The 18,858-nt window shown below is 70.4% G+C and carries 16 protein-coding genes and 3 pseudogenes; 9 read left to right on the top strand and 10 right to left on the bottom strand.

Annotated features, from left to right (window positions below; translation table 11 throughout):
• Window positions 1-101: 101 nt before the first annotated feature.
• Window positions 102-578 carry a peptide-methionine (S)-S-oxide reductase MsrA gene (msrA, locus tag ACFOYX_RS01410; protein ID WP_322442201.1) on the bottom strand — a complete coding sequence of 159 codons (477 nt, stop codon included), beginning with the start codon at window positions 576-578 and terminating at the stop codon, window positions 102-104.
• A gap of 493 nt (window positions 579-1,071) precedes the next feature.
• Here msrA and ACFOYX_RS01415 point away from each other — a divergent pair, with 493 nt between their 5' ends.
• Together ACFOYX_RS01415 and ACFOYX_RS01420 are read left to right on the top strand one after the other, a co-directional pair.
• Entirely contained in the window at window positions 1,072-2,301 is a 1,230-nt protein-coding gene (locus tag ACFOYX_RS01415; protein ID WP_322442125.1) for a low temperature requirement protein A, read from the top strand.
• A gap of 119 nt (window positions 2,302-2,420) precedes the next feature.
• Window positions 2,421-3,200 (top strand): annotated as a pseudogene (locus tag ACFOYX_RS01420) (transposase); the annotation flags it as partial.
• Between the two features lie 61 nt (window positions 3,201-3,261).
• Here the strand turns inward: ACFOYX_RS01420 and ACFOYX_RS01425 are convergent.
• Window positions 3,262-4,257: a cytochrome d ubiquinol oxidase subunit II gene (locus tag ACFOYX_RS01425; protein WP_322442126.1), complete on the bottom strand. Its 996-nt coding sequence runs from the start codon at window positions 4,255-4,257 to the stop codon at window positions 3,262-3,264.
• Window positions 4,254-5,681, bottom strand: a complete 1,428-nt coding sequence (locus ACFOYX_RS01430; RefSeq protein WP_322442127.1) for a cytochrome ubiquinol oxidase subunit I — start codon at window positions 5,679-5,681, stop codon at window positions 4,254-4,256. Before ACFOYX_RS01430 ends, ACFOYX_RS01425 begins: the two co-directional genes overlap by 4 nt.
• A gap of 183 nt (window positions 5,682-5,864) precedes the next feature.
• On the opposite strand from ACFOYX_RS01430, the gene ACFOYX_RS01435 reads away from it, so the two are divergent.
• The 5 genes and pseudogenes from ACFOYX_RS01435 to ACFOYX_RS01455 all read left to right on the top strand — a co-directional run.
• Entirely contained in the window at window positions 5,865-6,008 is a 144-nt protein-coding gene (locus ACFOYX_RS01435) for a hypothetical protein (RefSeq protein ID WP_322442128.1), read from the top strand.
• Window positions 6,009-6,122: 114 nt separating this feature from the next.
• Window positions 6,123-6,179 (top strand): annotated as a pseudogene (locus ACFOYX_RS01440) (hypothetical protein); the annotation flags it as partial.
• A 146-nt stretch (window positions 6,180-6,325) separates the two neighbouring features.
• Window positions 6,326-6,979: a hypothetical protein gene (locus ACFOYX_RS01445; protein ID WP_322442129.1), complete on the top strand. Its 654-nt coding sequence runs from the start codon at window positions 6,326-6,328 to the stop codon at window positions 6,977-6,979.
• Between the two features lie 264 nt (window positions 6,980-7,243).
• Window positions 7,244-9,079, top strand: a complete 1,836-nt coding sequence (locus tag ACFOYX_RS01450; protein ID WP_322442130.1) for a glycoside hydrolase family 15 protein — start codon at window positions 7,244-7,246, stop codon at window positions 9,077-9,079.
• A pseudogene (locus tag ACFOYX_RS01455) lies at window positions 9,067-9,338 on the top strand (DDE-type integrase/transposase/recombinase); the annotation flags it as partial. The gene ACFOYX_RS01450 and the pseudogene ACFOYX_RS01455, both read left to right, overlap by 13 nt.
• A gap of 42 nt (window positions 9,339-9,380) precedes the next feature.
• Here the strand turns inward: ACFOYX_RS01455 and ACFOYX_RS01460 are convergent.
• The 3 genes from ACFOYX_RS01460 to ACFOYX_RS01470 all read right to left on the bottom strand — a co-directional run bounded on the left by ACFOYX_RS01460 (window position 9,381) and on the right by ACFOYX_RS01470 (window position 13,245).
• Complete coding sequence (locus tag ACFOYX_RS01460; RefSeq protein ID WP_322442131.1) at window positions 9,381-10,310, bottom strand: redoxin domain-containing protein; 930 nt, start codon at window positions 10,308-10,310, stop codon at window positions 9,381-9,383.
• 24 nt (window positions 10,311-10,334) lie between these two features.
• Entirely contained in the window at window positions 10,335-11,558 is a 1,224-nt protein-coding gene (locus tag ACFOYX_RS01465; protein ID WP_322442132.1) for an epoxide hydrolase, read from the bottom strand.
• A gap of 490 nt (window positions 11,559-12,048) precedes the next feature.
• Entirely contained in the window at window positions 12,049-13,245 is a 1,197-nt protein-coding gene (locus ACFOYX_RS01470; RefSeq protein ID WP_322442133.1) for an ROK family transcriptional regulator, read from the bottom strand.
• A gap of 88 nt (window positions 13,246-13,333) precedes the next feature.
• Here ACFOYX_RS01470 and ACFOYX_RS01475 point away from each other — a divergent pair, with 88 nt between their 5' ends.
• Window positions 13,334-14,632, top strand: coding sequence for a DUF1479 domain-containing protein (locus ACFOYX_RS01475; RefSeq protein ID WP_322442134.1), 1,299 nt, complete (start codon window positions 13,334-13,336; stop codon window positions 14,630-14,632).
• 18 nt (window positions 14,633-14,650) lie between these two features.
• Here the strand turns inward: ACFOYX_RS01475 and ACFOYX_RS01480 are convergent, their stop codons facing one another.
• From ACFOYX_RS01480 to ACFOYX_RS01490, 3 genes are all read right to left on the bottom strand, one after another.
• Complete coding sequence (locus ACFOYX_RS01480; protein WP_322442135.1) at window positions 14,651-14,947, bottom strand: MerR family transcriptional regulator; 297 nt, start codon at window positions 14,945-14,947, stop codon at window positions 14,651-14,653.
• On the bottom strand, window positions 14,944-15,243 hold the full coding sequence (locus tag ACFOYX_RS01485) for a hypothetical protein (RefSeq protein ID WP_322442136.1): 300 nt from the start codon (window positions 15,241-15,243) through the stop codon (window positions 14,944-14,946). Before ACFOYX_RS01485 ends, ACFOYX_RS01480 begins: the two co-directional genes overlap by 4 nt.
• 110 nt (window positions 15,244-15,353) lie before the next feature.
• Window positions 15,354-16,001 carry an FMN-dependent NADH-azoreductase gene (locus tag ACFOYX_RS01490; RefSeq protein ID WP_109801346.1) on the bottom strand — a complete coding sequence of 216 codons (648 nt, stop codon included), beginning with the start codon at window positions 15,999-16,001 and terminating at the stop codon, window positions 15,354-15,356.
• A gap of 83 nt (window positions 16,002-16,084) precedes the next feature.
• On the opposite strand from ACFOYX_RS01490, the gene ACFOYX_RS01495 reads away from it, so the two are divergent.
• Entirely contained in the window at window positions 16,085-16,573 is a 489-nt protein-coding gene (locus ACFOYX_RS01495; protein ID WP_322442137.1) for a MarR family winged helix-turn-helix transcriptional regulator, read from the top strand.
• Between the two features lie 6 nt (window positions 16,574-16,579).
• Here the strand turns inward: ACFOYX_RS01495 and ACFOYX_RS01500 are convergent, their stop codons facing one another.
• Window positions 16,580-18,823, bottom strand: a complete 2,244-nt coding sequence (locus tag ACFOYX_RS01500) for a hypothetical protein (RefSeq protein WP_322442138.1) — start codon at window positions 18,821-18,823, stop codon at window positions 16,580-16,582.
• Between the last annotated feature and the right edge of the window lie 35 nt (window positions 18,824-18,858).

Below are 18,858 nucleotides of genomic sequence, written 5' to 3' on the forward strand. Positions count from 1 at the left end.
GTGCCGGAGAGAGCCTGCACCCATCCGGCTGAATCCTCGTCCAGGCCGACCACCTCGGCCCCGGGCCGGCGCGCGGACCCGCGGTCCGCGCACCGGGGGTGTCAGGCCGTCGCCCGCTTCGGGAGCTTCCACCCGGGGCGGGGGAAGTGGCAGGTGTAACCGTTGGGGTAGGTCTGCAGGTAGTTCTGGTGCTCGGGCTCGGCCTCCCAGAAGTCGCCTGCCGGGGTGACCTCGGTGACGACCTTGCCGGGCCACAGGCCCGAGGCGTCGACGTCGGCGATCGTGTCCTCGGGGACCCGCTTCTGCTTGTCGCTGGTGTAGAAGATCGCCGAGCGGTAGCTGGTGCCGATGTCGTTGCCCTGGCGGTTCTTCGTCGAGGGGTCGTGGATCTGGAAGAAGAACTCGAGCAGCGCGCGGGAGTCGGTCTTCTCGGTGTCGTAGACGACCTCGATGGACTCCGCGTGGATGCCGTGGTTGCGGTAGGTGGCGTTCGGGACGTCGCCGCCGCTGTAGCCGACGCGCGTGGACACGACGCCGGGCTGGTGGCGGAACAGCAGCGCGGTAGCATTGCGCGAGATACTTAACGTACAGGGTGCCCTGGTCGGACGGCTTTGCACACTTCTTGCATTCGGCAAGGAATTTCTGACCATGGAGGTCCTCGCCAAGAAGCATTCCGCCAAGGTCAAAGGAAAATGTCGACCCACCATGCCATTTGAACGTCAGCTTCGGCACAGCGACGGGATGAGGATTTACCCACTGGACGTGCACGCGGGTCGTCGACTCAAGCCATAGCTTCGCGCGTCGGGCGCCATCGGCCCCCTTGGCTTGAGTCTCTTCCCAGACACGGTTCGTAGCGAACCGGTCACACAGGACCTGGGCCAGTCCAGGGTGGTATGGCAGGCGGTGGCGACAGGGCGGTCGCCTCGGCCGCGGCGGGGCGTCGGGCTCGACCTGGTGCCTGATGTGCACAGGTGATGCCCGCGCTCGAGCGTCGCCTGGAGTCGCGGGCCGCCGCGGTTGCCTTGGCGGTATCGGGTGTGTTCGGGCCTGCCGGGCAGTTGAATGGGTCAAATGGGCAGCCGGTTTGCGGGGCGGCGGCGGGCCGCGGGTCGGGCGGTGGGTTTGCTGCGGCGGAGCGGCAGCGCGCAGCAGGCGACGTTCGTGGAGTTGTTCTTCGATCTGGCGGTGGTGTTCGCGCTCGACCGTGTGGTCGCGGGGTCGTTGCCCGGTTTCCTCAACGACGACCCGGCGCGGCGGTGGGGCAATGCCGGCCGGACGGTGTTGCTGTTCATACCGGTGTTGTACCTGTGGACCACCACCGCGTACCTCACCGGCCGGTTCGAGCCACGCCGCGCGGGCACTCGGGTGATGCTGCTGTTCAGCACCTTCGCCATGATGATCATGGGGACGGCTGTGCCGGGGGCGTTCGCCGGTGAAGGTCTGGTGTTCGCGGTGGTGTTCGTGACGGTGCGGGTGGCGCGCCCGGCCGTGATGTCGCTGGCTCTGCGGTCGCACCGGTTGCGCCGGTTGTACTGGCGGGTAACGGCGTGGTTATGCCTGGCCGGGGTGTTTTGGGTAGGCGGCGGGGTGGCCGTCGGCGCCGCCCAGCTGGTGTGGTGGGCGGTGGCGGAGGTGGTGGATCTGGGATCGGCGAGGTTGGGCTGGCCGCTGCCCGGGCTGGGTCGGCGTCAGGACACCATCTGGCAGCTCGCCGGGCACTACCTGGCGAACCGGAACCAACAGCTGTTGATGATCGCCCTCGGTGAGAGCATCCTCGCCGTCGGGATCAGCTATAGCACCCACCCGCACGGCCTCTACAAGACTGCTGGCCTGGTGATCGCTTTCGCCACCACGACGCTGCTGTGGCGGGTGTACTTCCAAAAGGCCGGTGAGCTGCTGCCCGAGGCCCTCGACGCGGCAGGCGATCCCGCGGGGTGGGGTCGACGGGTCGGGTTCGCGCATGCGGTGATGGTGCTGGGCATCGTCACCACCGCAATCGGATATGAGATCGTGCAGCACGGCCACACCCAGGTGACACACCCGTCGTGGCGGGCGACAATCCTGGGCGGGCCGGCGCTGTTCCTCGTCGGCCGGGCCCGCCTGGAGCATCTGGTGTTCGCCCGGGTCTCGCGGCGCAGGATCGTCGGCATCGCCCTGCTGGCCGCGGCAGCCCCGCTGATGGGGCGGGTGTCGCCGCTGGCCACCGCGACCACCGCCGCCGCAGTGCTGCTGCTCATCGCCGTGCTGGACTGGCGCAACGCCGCGGGCAAGCCACCGGAGGTCCCGTCGCCGCCCGGCTGACCGCCGCCCAAGCAAGAGCGGGGCATCGACGGCGGATGGAAGGTTTGCCGCGTCGATGCCCCGCCACTTTGTGGAGCCCACCTACGTTGCTAGCTTGATCTTCAACCTGTGGCGGATCCGTGGGTACCCCGGCTGATCATGCCGACAGCCCTGGTCGATCAGCTGATGCGTTCGGGGAGCTGGTGGCGTTCCGGCGGGAGTTCCACGCTTGTCTGACCACACGGGCGGACGCGATGTTCGAGCTGGCCGACGCGGTGTTGTGCGGCGACGGGCCGGTGCATTCGCTGGTGGAGCTGTCGCTGGTGGGCGAGCATCGTCGTGGCCATGGGTCGCTGTACGCGGCGCTGGCCCGGGGCCGGGTGGATGTCGAGCGGCTGCGCACGAGCTTGGCAGCGCTCCCGCTGCCACGCGCGGCCGACGGCCGGCTGGTCCTGGCGGTGGACATCACCTGCTGGCTGCGGCCGGACGCGCACACCTCCGCGGAGCGGATCCTGTGCCACACATACGGCCGCGGCAAGGACCAGCACGTGATGATCCCTGGCTGGCCGTACTCGTTCGTCACGGCGTTGGAGCCCGGTCGCAGTTCCTGGACCGCGCCGCTGGACGCTCAGCGGCTCGCGCCGGGCCACGATGCCGCCACCGTCACCGCCGGTCAGCTCCGCCAACTCGTGCAGCGACTCATCACCGCCGGACAGTGGCGCACGGTGACCGACACCCGCCTCTACGGCACTGCCACCGCCCGCAGCTGGAACCGACTGCATCCCCGGCTGACGCACCGCAACGCCTGGCTCGACCAGACCGGCGACCTGCCGCTCATCGAAGGCACCGTGATCCGGCTGGAGGTGAATCACCTGCCCAGCGGCGCGATCCCGAAGCCGGTGTGGCTGTGGTGGTCCGAAACGAGACCACCAACGAATCTTGAACCGGCCGCGGTCCGGCACGGCGCCGGCGTGAACGGAGTCAGGCGGTGTCCAGGCGACCGCGCTGATGCAGGACGAACAGCAGCGCCATGGCCGGCACGACGAGCAGGAGCGCCGCGGCGGCGACGAGGGTGAGCGACGCCAGGGTGGCGTCGGGAGCCGCGGCCTCGTCGATGCGTAGGTGGGTGCCTAGTAGGTACGGGTACTGCGCGACGCCCCAGCCGAGCACCACCGTGCCGGCCGCGCTGACGGCGAGCGCCTGCAGCAACCGGGGCGCCGCCCGGTGCAGCAGTGCGATGCTGGCCAGTCCGCATGCCGCGGAGACCAGCACCAGGGGCAGGCCGCGGCCGGTCAGCCCGGAGAACAGGCGCCCGGCGTCGGCGTGCAGGATGGCGATGCCCGCCAGTGCCACGGCGCCGGTCGCCACGGTGCTGGCCTGGGCTCGGCGGCGGAACCAGCGCTCCAGGCGGGCGTCGGCGTGGGTACGGGCCTCGGCGGTGAGGAACACCGCGGCGACGAACGCGCACACCCCGACCGCGAGCACCCCGCCGAGCAGCGACGTCGGGTTGACCCAGCTGGTCACGGGGTTGCCGTGTCCGTCGGCGGGCACCCGCCCGGAGGCGATTCCGCCGGCGACTGTGCCGAGGAAGAACGGCGTGATCACCGACGAGGTGGCGAACGCCGCCCCGGTCGCCCGCTGATGGTCGGTCTTCACCACCACCTTCCGGAAGGCGAACCCGCTGCCGCGGACCACGATGCCCAGCGCGGCGAGGCCCAGCGGGATGTAGAGCGTGGTCATGATCGCGGCGAAGGCGGAAGGGAAGCCGGTCCAGAGCATCACCAGGCAGAAGATCAGCCACACGTGGTTGGCCTCCCACACCGGTGCCAGCGTGTGGTCGATCAGGTGCCGGGGGGCCCGCCCGCGCCGCGCACCACCGGCGGTGAGGTCCCAGAAGCCCGCACCGTAGTCCGCGCCGCCGAGCACGGCGTAGGCGGTGACGCCGATGAACAACACGACGGCGGCGAACGTACTCACGCCTGCCCTCCCGCAGGCGCGGACTCCGAGGCCCGGGGCGGCCCGTAGGGCACGTCCGTCTCGGTAGCCCCGCCCTGGTCGCGCCAGCGGCGGCGCAGCAGCCGCAGGACGTACACGGTGGTGGCGCCGACCGCGGCATACAGCGCGACGGTGGCGGCGAAGAACAGCCACAGATTGCCGGACGTGGCGACCGCGTCCCGGGTGAGGAGGTGACCGACGACCGTCCACGGCTGCCGGCCGACCTCGGTGACCACCCAGCCCGCCTCCAGCGCCACCACCGCGAGCAAACCGCTGACCGTGGTCGCCCGTAGGAACCATCTGCTGCGCGGCAGGTCACGGCGGCGCCACCAGGCCAGCGCGTACCAGGCGGAGAGGGCCAGCAGCGCGGAACCGATACCGACCATGACGTCGAAGCTCAGGTGAACGATCGTGACCAGGCGGTCCGGCGGCCGCACCTCGGCGGGTATGGCGTCCAGGCCCTGGATGCGGGTCGACGGTGAGTAACCAGACAGCAGCGAGGCCCCCGAGGGAACCTTGAGGCCGCCGTGCACCTTCCCGTTCGCGTAGTAGCCGCCCAGCACCTCCGGCACGTGGGTGCCCGTGGTCGGGAGGGCCTCGATCGTGGCGAACTTCGCCGGCTCGTTCCGGTAGACCTCGCGCGCGGCGATGTCGCCGACGAAGACCTGCAGCGGGGTGGCCAGCGCCGCGACGGTCAGCGGTATCAGCAGGCCGAGCCGGTGGTACCGGTCGCGGCGGCCGCGCAGCATCCCGGCCGCGTACACGCCGGCGACGACGAACCCGGCGACCACGTACGCGGCCAGCAGCATGTGGATGGCCTCGTACCAGAACGCGTCGTTGAAGATCACCTCGAGCGGGCGGACCTCCACGATCTTGCCGTCCCGCATGGTGAATCCGCCCGGCTGGTTCATCCAGGCGTTCGCCGCGACCACCGACAGCGTGCCGCCGATCCCGGAGAGCACCACCGGCACCCCGGTCCAGAAGTGTGGCCATGGGCGCATCCGCCGCCACCCGTAGACGTAGATGGCGACGAAGATCGCCTCCAAGAAGAAGAACAGACCCTCGATCGCGAACGGGATGCCGAACGCCGCGCCGTAGTTGCCCATCAGTCGTGGCCAGAGCAGGCCGAGCTCGAACGACAGCATCGTGCCGGACACCGCGCCGACGGCGAACAGCACCGCCGCCACCTGTGACCAGCGCCGGGCCAGCAGCAGCGCAGTCTCGTCGTTCCGGCGAATGCCGCGGGCGTTCGCGATCAGCATCAGGAATGTGAAGGCCACCCCGAACGGCACCAGGATGATGTGGAAGCCGAGAGTGAAGGCCATCTGCTCGCGCGCCGGCAGCAGCTGCGCCGGATCGGCGAGCACGAGGCTGGCGCCGAGGGGCACCAGTGACAGGCCAGGCATGGCGCGTGCTACCCGTTGACGGCGGCCCAAAACATACCGATGGGGTGAGGATTAGGGCGGTTCATACAGCTACGTCGACTGGCTCTTCGGGCCGACCGCCCTCACGCCCGAGCAGTTACCACCGATGTTTCCCACGAGAATGCACACCCCGACCGTCGTTGACCAGGCAGAAGGGTGGAGCGGGTGTTGCCGATCATGTTGCCCGCCTACACATTCGGCATCGCCGAGGACACCAACCTCGTCGAGTCCTGGAATGCGCGCTACGCCGCCGTGCGCAAGGACCCGGCCGGTCCGGTGGGAAGGGACACCGATGGCGGGTCTGCCTGACACGATGCCTGGGGGCGTACCTCACCGAACTCGGGGGGCCCAGAACGCATCCGGATCGGCCCCCTCTCGGTGCCGGTTCCGGGCCCCACCGACGTCCTGGTGCGAACGGAGCTGATGGCGGTCAACCGTGTCGACACGTTCGTACGCTCCGGCGGGTACGCCACGCACACACCGTTCCCGTTCGTGATCGGTCGCGACCTGGTCGGCTCCGTGGTCGAACCGGCGAGGGGGTGGATGAATTCGCGATCGGAGAGAAGGTCTGGTGCAACAGTCCGGGGCACCGGGGGCGTCAAGGGTCATTCGCGGGGTTCGCCGTGGTGCCCCGGGAGCGTCTCTACCGCCTGCCGGCGCAGGCCGACCCGGCGATCGCCGCCTCCGTACTGCACACCGCGGCGACCGCGTACCTCGGCCTGTTCCGGACCGGCTCCTTGCGGCCCGGTGAGACGGTCGTCGTCGCCCGGGGCGGCGGGCGGGGTCGGGAGTGCGCCCGTACAGCTTGCGGTGACGGCGGGTGCTCGCGTCTTTGCCAGGCGGCGCCAGAGGACTTCGACTGGTGCCGCCGGTGCGGCGCTCACCTGCTGATCGACTACCGCGACCAGGCCTTACCGGCTCTGCTCGCCCAGGGCGCACCGGAGGGATTCGACCTGTGGTGGGACAACTCGGAACGCCACGACCTGGACCTTGCCGTACCCCGCTGCTCAAGCGGGGTGGACGGATCATCGCGCTGGCCGGGATGGCGGCCCGGCCGGTGCTGCCGATGGGCGCGCTGCGCGGTGTACACACGTGACGCCAGCATCAGGGGGTTCGTCATCAGCAACGCCTCGGCCGCGGACCTAGCGGAGGCGGCCGCCGTTATCAACGACCTGCTGGCCACCAACCGGCTCGTCTCGCGAACTACTGGGCCAACGGGTGAACAGTTGCACACCCAGACACGCGAGGTGAACCGCCAACCCTTCGGGGTGCGAACGTAGGTGTCCTGGTCCTCGCCGACCGCGAACGGCACGGTGGCGTCGAGTCCGAGTTCGTAGTGGCCGCGTCGCAGGTTCTGCATGAAGGCGTGTCCGGCGATGATCACCTGCGCTGTTCGGTCGGTCCGTAGCCCGCGCATCGGTTTCCGCCCGGTTAAATCAACCGGACAGGGGTAAGTAGGCGCAAGCGCAATTCAGGGCGTCTGGGGTCGAACTACTCAGGATCCGCCCCGTCAGCTAACACGGCTATCAGCCAACATGGCAAGGATGATCGCTAGGTGGCTCAGCTACTGGAAACCGACCAGTCCGGGGTTGCACGCCGTGTGCGCCGGTCGGATTGAAGACTACGGCTACCTCGCCGACGGCCGATCCGGAGCCCTGGTCGGCCGCGACGGTTCCGTGGACTGGTGGTGCCCGTCTCGGTTCGACGCGCCGTCGATATTCGCCCGCCTGCTCGACGACGACGGCGGACATTGGTGGATCCGGCCTGCCGGAGACTTCCAGGTCGAGCGGAGCTACCTGACAAACACGCTGGTGCTGCGGACGGTATTCACCACCCGGGACGGATCCGTGGCGGTCACCGACGCCCTGGCCATGGACTCGAATGTCCGCGGACACGAGATCGGCCGGAATCCGCCCGGCCTCCTCCTGCGGCTGGTGGAAGGGCTCTCCGGACACGTTCCAATGGTGATGTCCTACGCGCCCCGCTTCGAGTACGGCCGCGTGCGGGCCCATCTCGATCTGCGCGGCGAGACTCTCGTCGCGAGAGCCACGGGCACCACGCTCGGGATGACCGCGACGGTGCCGGTGCACCGCCAGCGGACCGAAGCGTCAGCGTCGTTCACGGTCGACCCGGGACAGCGGGAATCCTTCTCCCTGTCCTACTCGTCGACCTATCACGAACGCGAGCCAATGCCGGTCGACGTACCAGGGACCCTCGCCGAGACAGCCGAGGGGTGGCGTTCCTGGATATCGGAGCACAACTACCCAGGGCAATATCCGGAGTTGGTGCGCCAGAATGTGATAATCCTGGGGGGGTTGACCTATCAGTCAAGTGGTGCGTACGTCGCCGCGGCAAGCACCTCGCTGCCGGTGCGGCCGGAGGGCCACGACAACTACGACTACCGCTACGTGTGGTTGCGCGACTTCAGCCTCGCCATGCGGGCCCTGTACCAGGCGGCCTGTTCGTTAGAGGCGGAACGGCTCTTCCGCTGGTTGGCCGAGGCGATCGGCGATGTGGGCCGGCAGCCCGTACCGATCATGCTCGGGGTCGAGGGCGAGCACGACCTGGCCGAACGTCAGCTCGACGTGCTAACCGGGCACCTTGTCAGGGGTCCAGTGCGGATCGGCAATGACGCCTGGCGCCAGCGGCAACAGGACGCACTCGGCCAGGTGATCGACGCCGCGTGGGTGCTGCGTGACAGCCTCGAACCCATGCCCGACGACGTACGGCGGTTGCTGCGTTCCCTGGCCGAGCAGGCGGCCGAAACCTGGCGGCTGCCAGATTCGGGAATGTGGGAGGCACGGGGCGAGGAGCGGCATTACGTCACGTCCAAGGTGGGATGTTGGATGGCGTTGGACCGAGCCGTGCGGTTCGGCACCGTCCTCGGCAGTGCGGCGGACCTGGAGCGTTGGGCGGCGGCCCGCGACGAGATCCGTGCCGCGATCCTGCAACAGGGCTGGAATCCCAGCGTTGGCGCCTTTACCAGAGCCTTTGGATCCGACGTGCTCGACGCATCGGTACTCGTCCTGCCCATCATCGGGTTCATTCCCGCAGCCGACCCGCGGATGCGCGCGACCATCGAACGGATTGAACAGGAGCTGACCACCGATGGGCTGGTCCGCCGCTGGCCCGACGAGTCGGCGGGCTTCGTCATCTGCTCTTTCTGGCTGGTCGAGTGCCTTGCGCTGGCCGGCGAGCGGGATCGGGCCGCCGCGCTGTTCGAACGCCTCGCCGGGCGGGCCAACGACCTCGGCCTCTTCGCCGAGCAGATCGACCTGCGTACGGGTGAACAGTTGGGGAACTTCCCGCAGGCGTTCTCACACATCGGCCTGCTCTCCGCCGCCTTGCGCCTGACAGAGGCCAGCACGCCAGCGCCATGAGGCCTTCACAGCGGCCCAGACGGCGTGGCGAGATCGATAACACTTCTGGCTGGTTCGTTGACGAACCGTACGTCAGAGTCATCTGGCGGTACGTGTACCGGGGCAGTTGACCAGTACGGGCAGGTCATCGACGTGCTCGTGTCGGCCCGGCGGTTCTTCCGACGGGCGCTGTCGGCTTTGAAGGTGACACCCCGCGAGGTGGTCACCGACGCCGCCGCGGTCTACCCCCACGGTGCTGGACGAGGTCATCCCTCAGGCCGATGAATGCCGGAGATGGTCGATCAGGGATATCCCCATCTGGTTACCCGAACGTAAATACGTACGCCTCGGCGCCGGGCTCGAGGAACGTAATCTCCAGGGTCCGTTCGCGGACCGCGTCGTGCTGGCGCACGAGCTGGTACAGGCGGCCCTCCCGGAGCAAGCCGTTCCCATCTTCGTCCACGTCGACGCCGTGTGACGGGCCCGGAGCTTCGCCGTCGAGGAGCACGCGGAACGGGATCGGCTGTCGCGCTCCGGCAGACAGCACGAGATGCACGTCGCGCGCGTGGAACCGGTAGGCGATGCCTCCGCCGGCCTGGTCGAGCACGACGTCCTCAGACCCGATTGTCCACTCGCCGGCGAGGGCCCAGTGGTTGAAGGGCAGGTTCTCGGGGAGCTCGTAGGCCCGGCGTTCGTCGAATGCGGCGCCGTTCGGTGACGCGAAGTGCTCGCTGCGCGCGTAGCCGAGATACGTCTCGGGCGTACGCAGGTGGTCCCAGTCGGCCTCCGCCTCCACGCCGAGCCGTTCGACAGGGACGAGCTTGCGCTCGACGCCGAGCAGCCGCTGGATGACGCGCTCCGATTGCTCGTAGCGTCCTTCGCCGAAGTGGTGGTCGCGGATGATGCCGTCCGTGTCGACGAAGTAGAGCGCGGGCCAGTAACGGTTGTCGAAGGCGCCCCAGATCCCGTAGTCGTTGTCGACCGCGACCGGGTAGTCGATCCCGCGCGCCGTGATCGCCTGTCGCACCTGGTCGATCTCGTGCTCGAACGAGAACTCCGGCGTGTGGACTCCGATGACGACCAACCCGTCGTTCCGGTAGGCCTGCGACCACGCCCGGACGTACGGCTCCTGGCGCAGCCAGTTGATGCACGTCAGCGTCCAGAAGTTGACGAGGGCGACGTGGCCGCGCAGCTCGGCGGGGCCGAGCGGCTCGGTGTTGAGCCACTCGGTCGCCCCGCCGAGTGAGGGCATGTGCAGACGTTCGGGCACCGTGGTCTAGCGAAGCGACCGGAAGCTGGCGCGTACCTCTTCCGAAAAGAGTTGCGGCTGTTCCCAGGCCGCGAAGTGCCCGCCCTTGTCGAGCCTGTTGTAGTGGATGAGATTGGGGAACGCCTGTTCTGCCCAACTCTTCGGCGCCTGGTAGAGCTCATCAGGGAAGACGCTCACGGCAACCGGGATGGAGACGCCCTTGGCGGCGAAGAAGGAGAGCTTGTTCTCCGCATAGAGACGAGCCGCGGAGACCCCCGTGTTCGTCAGCCAGAAGAGCGTGATGTTGTCGAGGATGTCGTCTCGCGTGAGGCCGCGGGGTTGTCCGGCGAAGGTCTGGCAGATCAGGTCCAGGCTTGCGGCGTCGTGGTCGAGCATGTAACTCGCCAACGCGATGGGCGAATCCGCCAATCCGGTCAGCGTCTCTGAGCGCCCCATCATGAGGGCGTAGGCGGAATGCTTCCAGAAGAAGTCCGCCTGCTCGCACGCGCGTTTTTCGTCGGCTGAGAGATTGGATGGCAGTGAGCCGAGTGCGTTGTTCGCTCCGGTGATGTCGGACTGGAGCAGCGCGTCGATGTCGGGCGGGAAGATACCAGGCATGTTGGTGTGGATGCCGATGAGTTCCGGAGGCGCCTGCAGACCCATGACTTCCGTGATGAGCGCGCCCCAGTCGCCGCCCTGGGCCACGAACCGGGTGTAGCCGAGGCGCCTCATCAGCTCGATCCAGGCGCGGGCTATGCGCTCGGGACCCCAGCCGGGCTTGGTCGGCTTGCCCGAGAAGCCGTAGCCGGGCATCGACGGAATCACCAGGTGGAACGCGTCCGACGCGCTCGCGCCGTGTGCCGTGGGATCGGTGAGCGGTCCGACAATCTTCAACTGCTCGATGATTGAGCCGGGCCAGCCGTGCGTGACGATGAGCGGCAACGCGTCGTCGTGTTTCGAACGAACGTGAATGAAGTGGATGTCGAGCCCGTCGATCTCGGTGATGAAGTTCGGTAGGGCGTTCAGTTTCTCCTCGACCTTGCGCCAGTCGTACTCTTTCTCCCAATAGCGCGCGAGCGCCTGGCTCGTCTCGAGCGGCACGCCCTGCGACTGATCGTCGACGGTCTGCTTTTCGGGCCAGCGCGTTGCCGCGATGCGCGCACGCAGCGCCTTGAGGTCCGCTTCGGGGATTTCTATGTTGAACGGCCGGATCTCGCTGACGGGCGCTCGCGCTTCGGTCTTGACAGCCACGTGGGCCTCCCTTTCGTCTTGAGCTCATTGGCGGTCGAGCGGAGCTTTCGCGAGGGCCTTGGGTAAGGCGCTGCCGGGACTTGTGCCAGTTCGGCAGAGGCACGCGGTCCTTCTGCCCGAGCCTAGAAGGCCTTTCCCGTGATCACGGGCCATTTGAGCAATCCACACGGCCGTCCAATCGACGGCCCGCCTCGGCCCGCCGCCAGCCAGCAGGCGGCGGTGTCCGCCACGGTGGCCTCGTCGACCGGCCCGGGCGAGGCGACCGCACGAAGGCAGCCGGATGGAGCTGGCCCGCTGGCTCGACCACTGGTCCCGGCACGGCTTCGGCTACTGGACGGTCTGCGACCTCGCGGGGGAGCTGACGCTCGGCTTCGGCGGGCTGAGGCGTACGGATCTCGACGGCGAGCCGGTCCTCAACCTGCATGGCGCGGTCCGCCACGATCCGGGGAAACTGGCCCCTCCGGCCGGGGCGTGGAAAGGCGAGGTCTGGTCAGTCGCCGGCGTCGGCGGTGGAAGCGGCCCCTGGTCGGGCCGTCACCTGCGTGGCCGCGGTGCGGGGCGCGGCGACGATGGCTGAGCGCAGGCGGTTGATCGCGTCGCTTCGGGCGCCGGCCAGCGACGGTTGCTCCGTCACCTCGGCAACCTGGACCGGCACGTGCCGGGGGAAGCGTGCGAAGGCCGAGGAGATGGCGTCCACCATGGCGGGTCGGGTGCCCCAGGAACCGCCGATGACGACCAGTTCCGGGTCGGCGAGCGCGACGATGGCGGCGAGCACGCCGCTGATGGCCTGGCCCAGGGTGTTCCGGGTGGCGGCGGCCTGTGCTCCGTGGCCGGTGGCGCTGCTCAGGAGGCGGTCGACGTCGATCGCGGTCGAGTCGGCTCGGCGCAGTCCGAGTTCGCCGAACACCTCGATGAGACGGGTCGCCTGGCCATGCGGCCCGAGGGTGATCAGGTGGGCGATCTCGCCGGCGATGCCGGTGTGCCCCCGCCGGATCTCGCCGTCGCTGACTACCGCGCAACCGAGCCCTTCGCCGAGGTGCAGGTAGGCGAAGTCGCGCGGGGCGGCGGGGTTGCTGTCGCGTTCGGCCTGCGCCGCCCAGTTCACGTCGTTGTCGACGATGACCGGCCCGGCGACGTACGGCGTGAGCACCTCGACGGGGTCGAGTTCGCCGAGCAGGAACGGGGCGTCGGGTAGCTGGATCAGTCGACCGGTGGTGCGGTCCACCGGGTCCGCGGCGCTGACCACCGCCAGCCGGGTGGTCGGGGCGGCGTCGTGCCGGGCATGTTCGGCGGCGGTTCGCAGCGCCGCGGCGACCTGGGCGGGTCGCGCCGGCCGAGTGATCTCCTGCCGCGTTCTCGTGACCGTCTCGCCGTGGGCGTCGACGCGTTCGGCCACGACGCCGTCCGGCGCGATGCTGAACACCAGGGCGGTGCCGACGTGGTCGGTGAGGGCGTAGTAGGAGCCCACCCGGCCCCGGCCGCGTCCCCCCGGTGTGCGTTCCCCGGTGTCCGCCACCAGCCCGGCCTCGGTCAGCCGGCGCACGCTCTCGCCCACGGTCGGCTTCGACAGGCCGGTCCGGTGGGCCAGGTCGGCGCGGGTCAGGCGCCGGGCCCGCATCAACTCGCGGAGCACGTGCTCGTCGGTCAGCGATCGGAGCAGCTCCAGCGAGGGCTTCGCAGCGGTCACGCCACGATTCTAGTCAGGAGCCTTGCCTAGAAGGGGGGCGCGCCCTACCGTAATCAAGGAAGGACCCCTGACTAGAAGGAGTCGAGCCGTGACCGCCTCACCCGTCCTGGCAACCGCCCCACTTCCCCCACTCCCGCACTGGGAAGAGACGCCGACCGACCTGCCGGGGGCCATCCGACAGATCAAGGCGGCGCTGCGCGCCCGCATCGCCGCGTCGGGCCGTACGGTCGAGGAGGTGTTCGCCGTCGTCGAGCGGCGGATCCGGGCCGAGGTCGACGAGATCACCGACGCCCGGGCGCGGGGCGAGACGATCTGGCCGGTCATCGACTACGCCGAGATCGAGGCCGGCACCGTCTCGGCGGACGCGCTGGCGAAGCTGCGCCGCCGCGGCTGCCTCGTCGTCCGCGGCCACTTCGACCGGGAGCAGGCGCTCGGTTGGGACCGCGACATCGTCGAGTACGTCGAGAGCAACGCGTTCTTCGACACGTACCGCGGTCCCGGCGACGACTTCTTCGGCAGCGTCGGCTCCAAGCCCGAGATCTATCCGATCTACTGGTCTCCGGCGCAGATGCAGGCCCGGCAGAGCGACCGGATGGCACGGGTGCAGGCCTTCCTCAACAGCCAGTGGAAGCACGAGTCCGAGGGCGGGCAGTGGTTCGACCCGAACCGCGACTCGCTCTACCCCGACCGCATCCGCCGCCGCCCCCCCGGCGCGAACTCCACCGGCCTGGGCACCCACCTCGACCCCGGCACCCTCGACCTGTGGATGACCGAGGCCTACCAGCAGACGTTCCGCCACCTCTTCGACGGCACCGTCGAGCAGTACGACCCCTGGGACGCCGCCCACCGCACCGTCGGACCGCAGTACCCCGGCACCACGATGTGTTCGGCCTTCCGCACCTTCCAGGGCTGGACCGCCCTGTCGGACATGGACCACGACCAGGGGGTGCTGCACACCGTCCCGATCCCCGGTGCCATGGCCTATCTCATGCTCCGCCCGCTGCTCGCCGACGTGCCCGAGGACGACATGTGCGGCGTCACCGTCAACCAGGTCTTCCCCGCCAACGAGACCTGGCACCCCCTGCTCATGCGAGCCCTCGCCGGCATCCCCGACGTCAAGGCGGGTGACTCCGTCTGGTGGCACTGCGACATGATCCACAGCGTCGCGCCCGTCACCGACCAGCAGGGCTGGGGCAACGTCATGTACATCCCCGCCGCCCCCTGGTGCCCCCGCAACGAGCGGTACGCGGCCGACGTCCGGGAAGCCTTCCGCACCGGGTCCAGCCCCGGCGACTTCCCGGAGGAGCACTACGAGCGCAGCTGGACCAACCGCTTCCCGCCCGAGGACCTCAACGCGACCGGGCGCCGCGGTCTCGGCCTCGACTGACAGTGAGGACGATCGGGGTCACCCGGCCCGGAGGTCAGGACACCGGGCAAGGCCGGCTTCCCGGCGCCCGTGCCGCCCCAGGCCGACGAGGTCGGCGCCTTCGTCGAGGGTGAAGCCGAGCCGCTGGGCGGTCTTGATGACCCGTAGGAGGATCAGGCTGTCGGGTGGGTACAGGCGGTGTCCGCCGGGGCTGCGCTGCGGTTCGGCGAGCAGGCCGCGCCGCTCGTAGTACCGCAGTGTCTGCGGGTTCACCCCCGCCGCCTCGGCCAACTCCCCGGTGCGCAGCGCCCGGACCACCGGGTCGGACCCACTCAAGGGGTGCCTCGCTGGCTGACACGGGCGGCCAGCGCGTCGAGGACGTCGACATGCACGGCCGGGACCGCGACATCCAGGACGACCTGCCCGGGCGGCTGCGTGGTGACGTCGAAGGTGAAGAAGGAGCAGCAGCGGTTCTCGCGCTCCGTGAGGTCCCGCACGGCCGTCTCCAACTCGGCCGGCCCGGCCAGCGTCAGGCGCAGCCGCGTGTCGCCGAGCCGCTCGGCCCGCCGCACGGTGGCGAACAATTCGTCGAACTCGGCCAGCCGCAGGCCGTACCTGGGTAACGAATGCAAGTTGGTGAGGTTGCCGGCGCACGTGGTCCGGGGAAGTTGCGCCGGCACGCCTGGTGACGTCCGGTCGTGACCGGCGCGGGCCGGTCACGACCGGACGAAGCCGGCTGCCGCTACGCGGCGGCGGCGGCCGGCACCCAGAGGCCGTCGACGGTGCGCTCCGCCGCCGCGAGGCTCTCCTCGGCCAGCGGGATCAGCCCGGCCATGGCCGGATTCACCTGGGCGAGGGTCAGCTCGGCCGTGATGAAGCGGGGCTCGAGTCCGGTCATCGCCAGGCCGTGCGGGAGCCAGGGCTCGGCGTGGTCCCAGCCCGCGCGCGGGGTGCCCGCGCCGTAGCCGCCGCCCCGGGTGGCCAGCACGATGAACTCACGTCCGTCGAGCAGGCCGGCCTGGGTCTCCGGGTGGTACGACAGGCCGGGCGCGATGAGGTGGTCCACCCATGCCTTGACGCTGCTGGGGGCGGCGAAGTTGTAGAGCGGGAGCCCGAGCAGGACGGTGTCGGCCTGCTTCACCTCGTCGACCAGCTGCTCGGTCAACGCCCAGGATGCCCGCTGCGCCGGGGTGTGGTGCTCCGCCGGCACCATCCGGGCCAGGCCGCCGGCCTCGTCGAGGTGCGGCAGCGGCTCGCGGCCCAGGTCGCGGTAGGTGACCGTGCCGCCGGGGTGGGCGGCCCGCCAGGCGTCGGCGGCCCGGGCGGTGAGCCGGCGGCTCACCGAGCGGTCGCCCTGGATGCTCGAGTCGATGTGCAACAGGTGCGGCATTGGCTTGCCCTTCCCTAATCGTTGGTGGTGCGCGAACCATTTGTATCACGCAGACTCCTGGGTTGGTCGGTAGACTGGGTCACATGCCCGCCGCGCCGGTCGACCAGCCAGAGCACCGCCTGGCGCCGCTGCTCGACCACCTCGCGCGGCGGATGCGGCTGCGGGCCGAGACGGTGCTGGCGCCGCTGGGGCTGCGGCCGCGTCACCTCGTCGCGCTGACCGTGCTGCGCGCGCAGGGGGGCAGCAGCCAGCAGGCCCTCGCCGGCACCCTCGCCATGGACGGCACGAACATCGTCGGGCTGCTCAACGAGCTGGAGGCGGAGCGGCTGATCGAGCGGCGACGCTCGCCGGAGGATCGGCGGCGCCACGTCGTGGAGCTCACCGACGCCGGCGCCCGACGGCTCCGCGAGGCGGAGTGCGCCCTCGCCGTCGTGGAGGGGGAGGTGCTCGGCGCCCTCGACCCGGGTCAGCGCGAGACGCTCTACGAGCTGCTCCAGCAGGCCGCCACCGTCACCCCCGCCAGCTGCGCCGAGGCGTTGCGGGATGCGCCGGGAGATGCGCAGACCTGCTGAGGCCGGTTAGCGTCCCCGGTCCGCCTCGCGGAGCCGGCCGACGAGGTCGCGGACCGCCGCGGCGAACCGTTCGTCGGATTCGCACGGCCAGTGGCCGCGGATGGGCGGCGGGACGCTGTCGCTCGGGGGCACCACCACGTCCTCCGGGTCCCTGAGCCGGCGGTCCACCCGCTCGCTCGGGTCGGCCCCCGGCGGCGGGTCGCCGGGCCGGTGGGCGGCGAACACCCAGCCGCCGATCTGGTCGGTGTCCCGCCACAGGTTCACCCATCGCCAGTCGATCCGGGCGCCCATCTCGCGCAGCACGTCCCGGCCGAGGTACGCCGGGAAGAGCCGGGTGTACAGGCGGTCCAGCGGGGACCCGTAGGTGAGCAGTGCGACCCGGCGGCGCACCGGGGCCGGCAGTTGCAGTACGGCCGCGGCGAGCAGGACCGAGCCGTGGCTGTGGCCGGTTAGCAGGACGCCCTCGTGCTGGCCGGCCAGGTAGCAGATCCGCTTGGCCAGCTCGGGCACGGCCCGCTCGGCGTAGCAGGGCGGCGCGAACGGGTGGGCCGCCCGGGGCCAGAAGGTGCCGAGGTCCCAGACCACGCCCACGTACCGGCGGAACTCGGCCGTCCGGTAGGCGAACAGGCCGCCGACCACCAGCCCGGCGATGATCCCGGCGATGAGGTAGCTGCCGAAGGTGAGCCCGAAGTTCACGAATTCCGCCGGCACGCCGAGGAACCGCTCCACCAACGGGCCGGGCTGGTGTTCGAACAGGCCCAGCACGCTCGCGGCCAGACCGACTGCGGCCAGGCCGGCGAACACCATGGCCAGTGGCCCGAGCCACTCGGTGAACCGGGCCCGGGCGATGGTCCTCGCCACTCGGTCCAGGCGGTCGGCCGCCTCCGGCGGAGCGTCCGGGAAGTCCCGGGCGACGATCGCCGCGGCGGCCCGTCGCCGGCCCGGCCGGGTGAGCAGGGTGACCGCGCCGCCCGCCGCCACCGCGGCGATCGACGCCAGGAAGAACGTGAAGATCGCCCACTTGTACGCCAGGGGCGGGGGCACCAGGTCGCCGGCGCTCCCCGTGATCGCCCGGCGGTTGAGAAAGTACGCCGTCCGGTAGACCAGCTCGGCGGAGAGCGCACTGGCCAGGCCCACCGCGGCGGTCGCGATGACCGGCGCGCCGAGGCCGCGCAGCAGCGCCTGCCGGGGATCCCGGCCGCGACGTCGCCACAGCGTCAGCACGGCCAGCGCGAAGAGCAACGTCATCTGCGCGACGAACGCCCAGGCGACGATCTGGCTGTACCCGGGCAGTCCGGTGGAGTGCGGCCAGGGGGCTCCGTCCAGCGCGACGACCCCGAGGGTCGGCACGGTCAGGGCGCACGCGACGACGCGCGCGGTGGCGGCCAGCCGATCCGTCGGGCCGGTCGACGCCCGTTCCAGCGACGCGCCGGCGCAGAGCAGCGCCAGGCACGCCGCGAGCACCGCGCCGGCGACCGCGGCCAGCACGATCACCACGGGCGACGGCCCGCCGGCCCCCCGCGCGGCGAGGAGGGTGAGGTTCAGCACCGCGAACGCCGCGGCGACGTGGATCGCCCGCAACCGGCCCACCATCGGCATGGCGTCCCACTGGCCGACCGCGCTGAGCCGGTCGCCCTCGGGGTCACCGCCCGGCGTGCGGAAGGCTTCGTACGGGCGGCCCGGCCGGACGCTGAGCATCCACAGCAGCCCGAGGGCGGCGACCGGCAGCACGACGAGCACCACCAGGCGGAGCCCGACCGGGCGACCGCCCAGCCAGGACAGCCAGGCCCGCCCCTCCAGGCAGCGGGGCGAGCCCATGCACTTCCAGGCGATGAGGTCGAGGGCGACGCCGACCGCGGAGAGCACGTACACCAGGGTGAGGTTGAGCGCGATCAGCCGGCAGAGCACCTTGACGCCCGAGCCGGAGCCCCGGTCCGCCGGGCGCATCCAGATCGCCACGTTGCTGAGCATGAACGGCAGCAGGAAGACCAGGGACAGCGTCCGAGCTGCCGTGCCCGACGGCAGGTCGCTCCACCGGTACGCCTCGAGCACCACCCCGCCCGGACCGGTGGAGTCGGGGTAGTCCGGCCGGGGCCGGAAGAAGCCACCGCTGCGGTCCCCGGCCACCTGGTGGACGTGCGGCCGGTCGAGCACCTGCTCGGCTCCGGCGCCCGAGACGCCGTGCACCCGCAGCTCCACGACCTCGCCCGGGACGTATTGGCGTCCGGGCGGCGGTGACTCCTCCGACATCGGCCCGCGACCCCCGCTGCGCGCGGCCAGCAGCT

Source organism: Micromonospora sp. GCM10011541, assembly GCF_042650725.1.
GTDB lineage: Bacteria > Actinomycetota > Actinomycetes > Mycobacteriales > Micromonosporaceae > Micromonospora > Micromonospora sicca.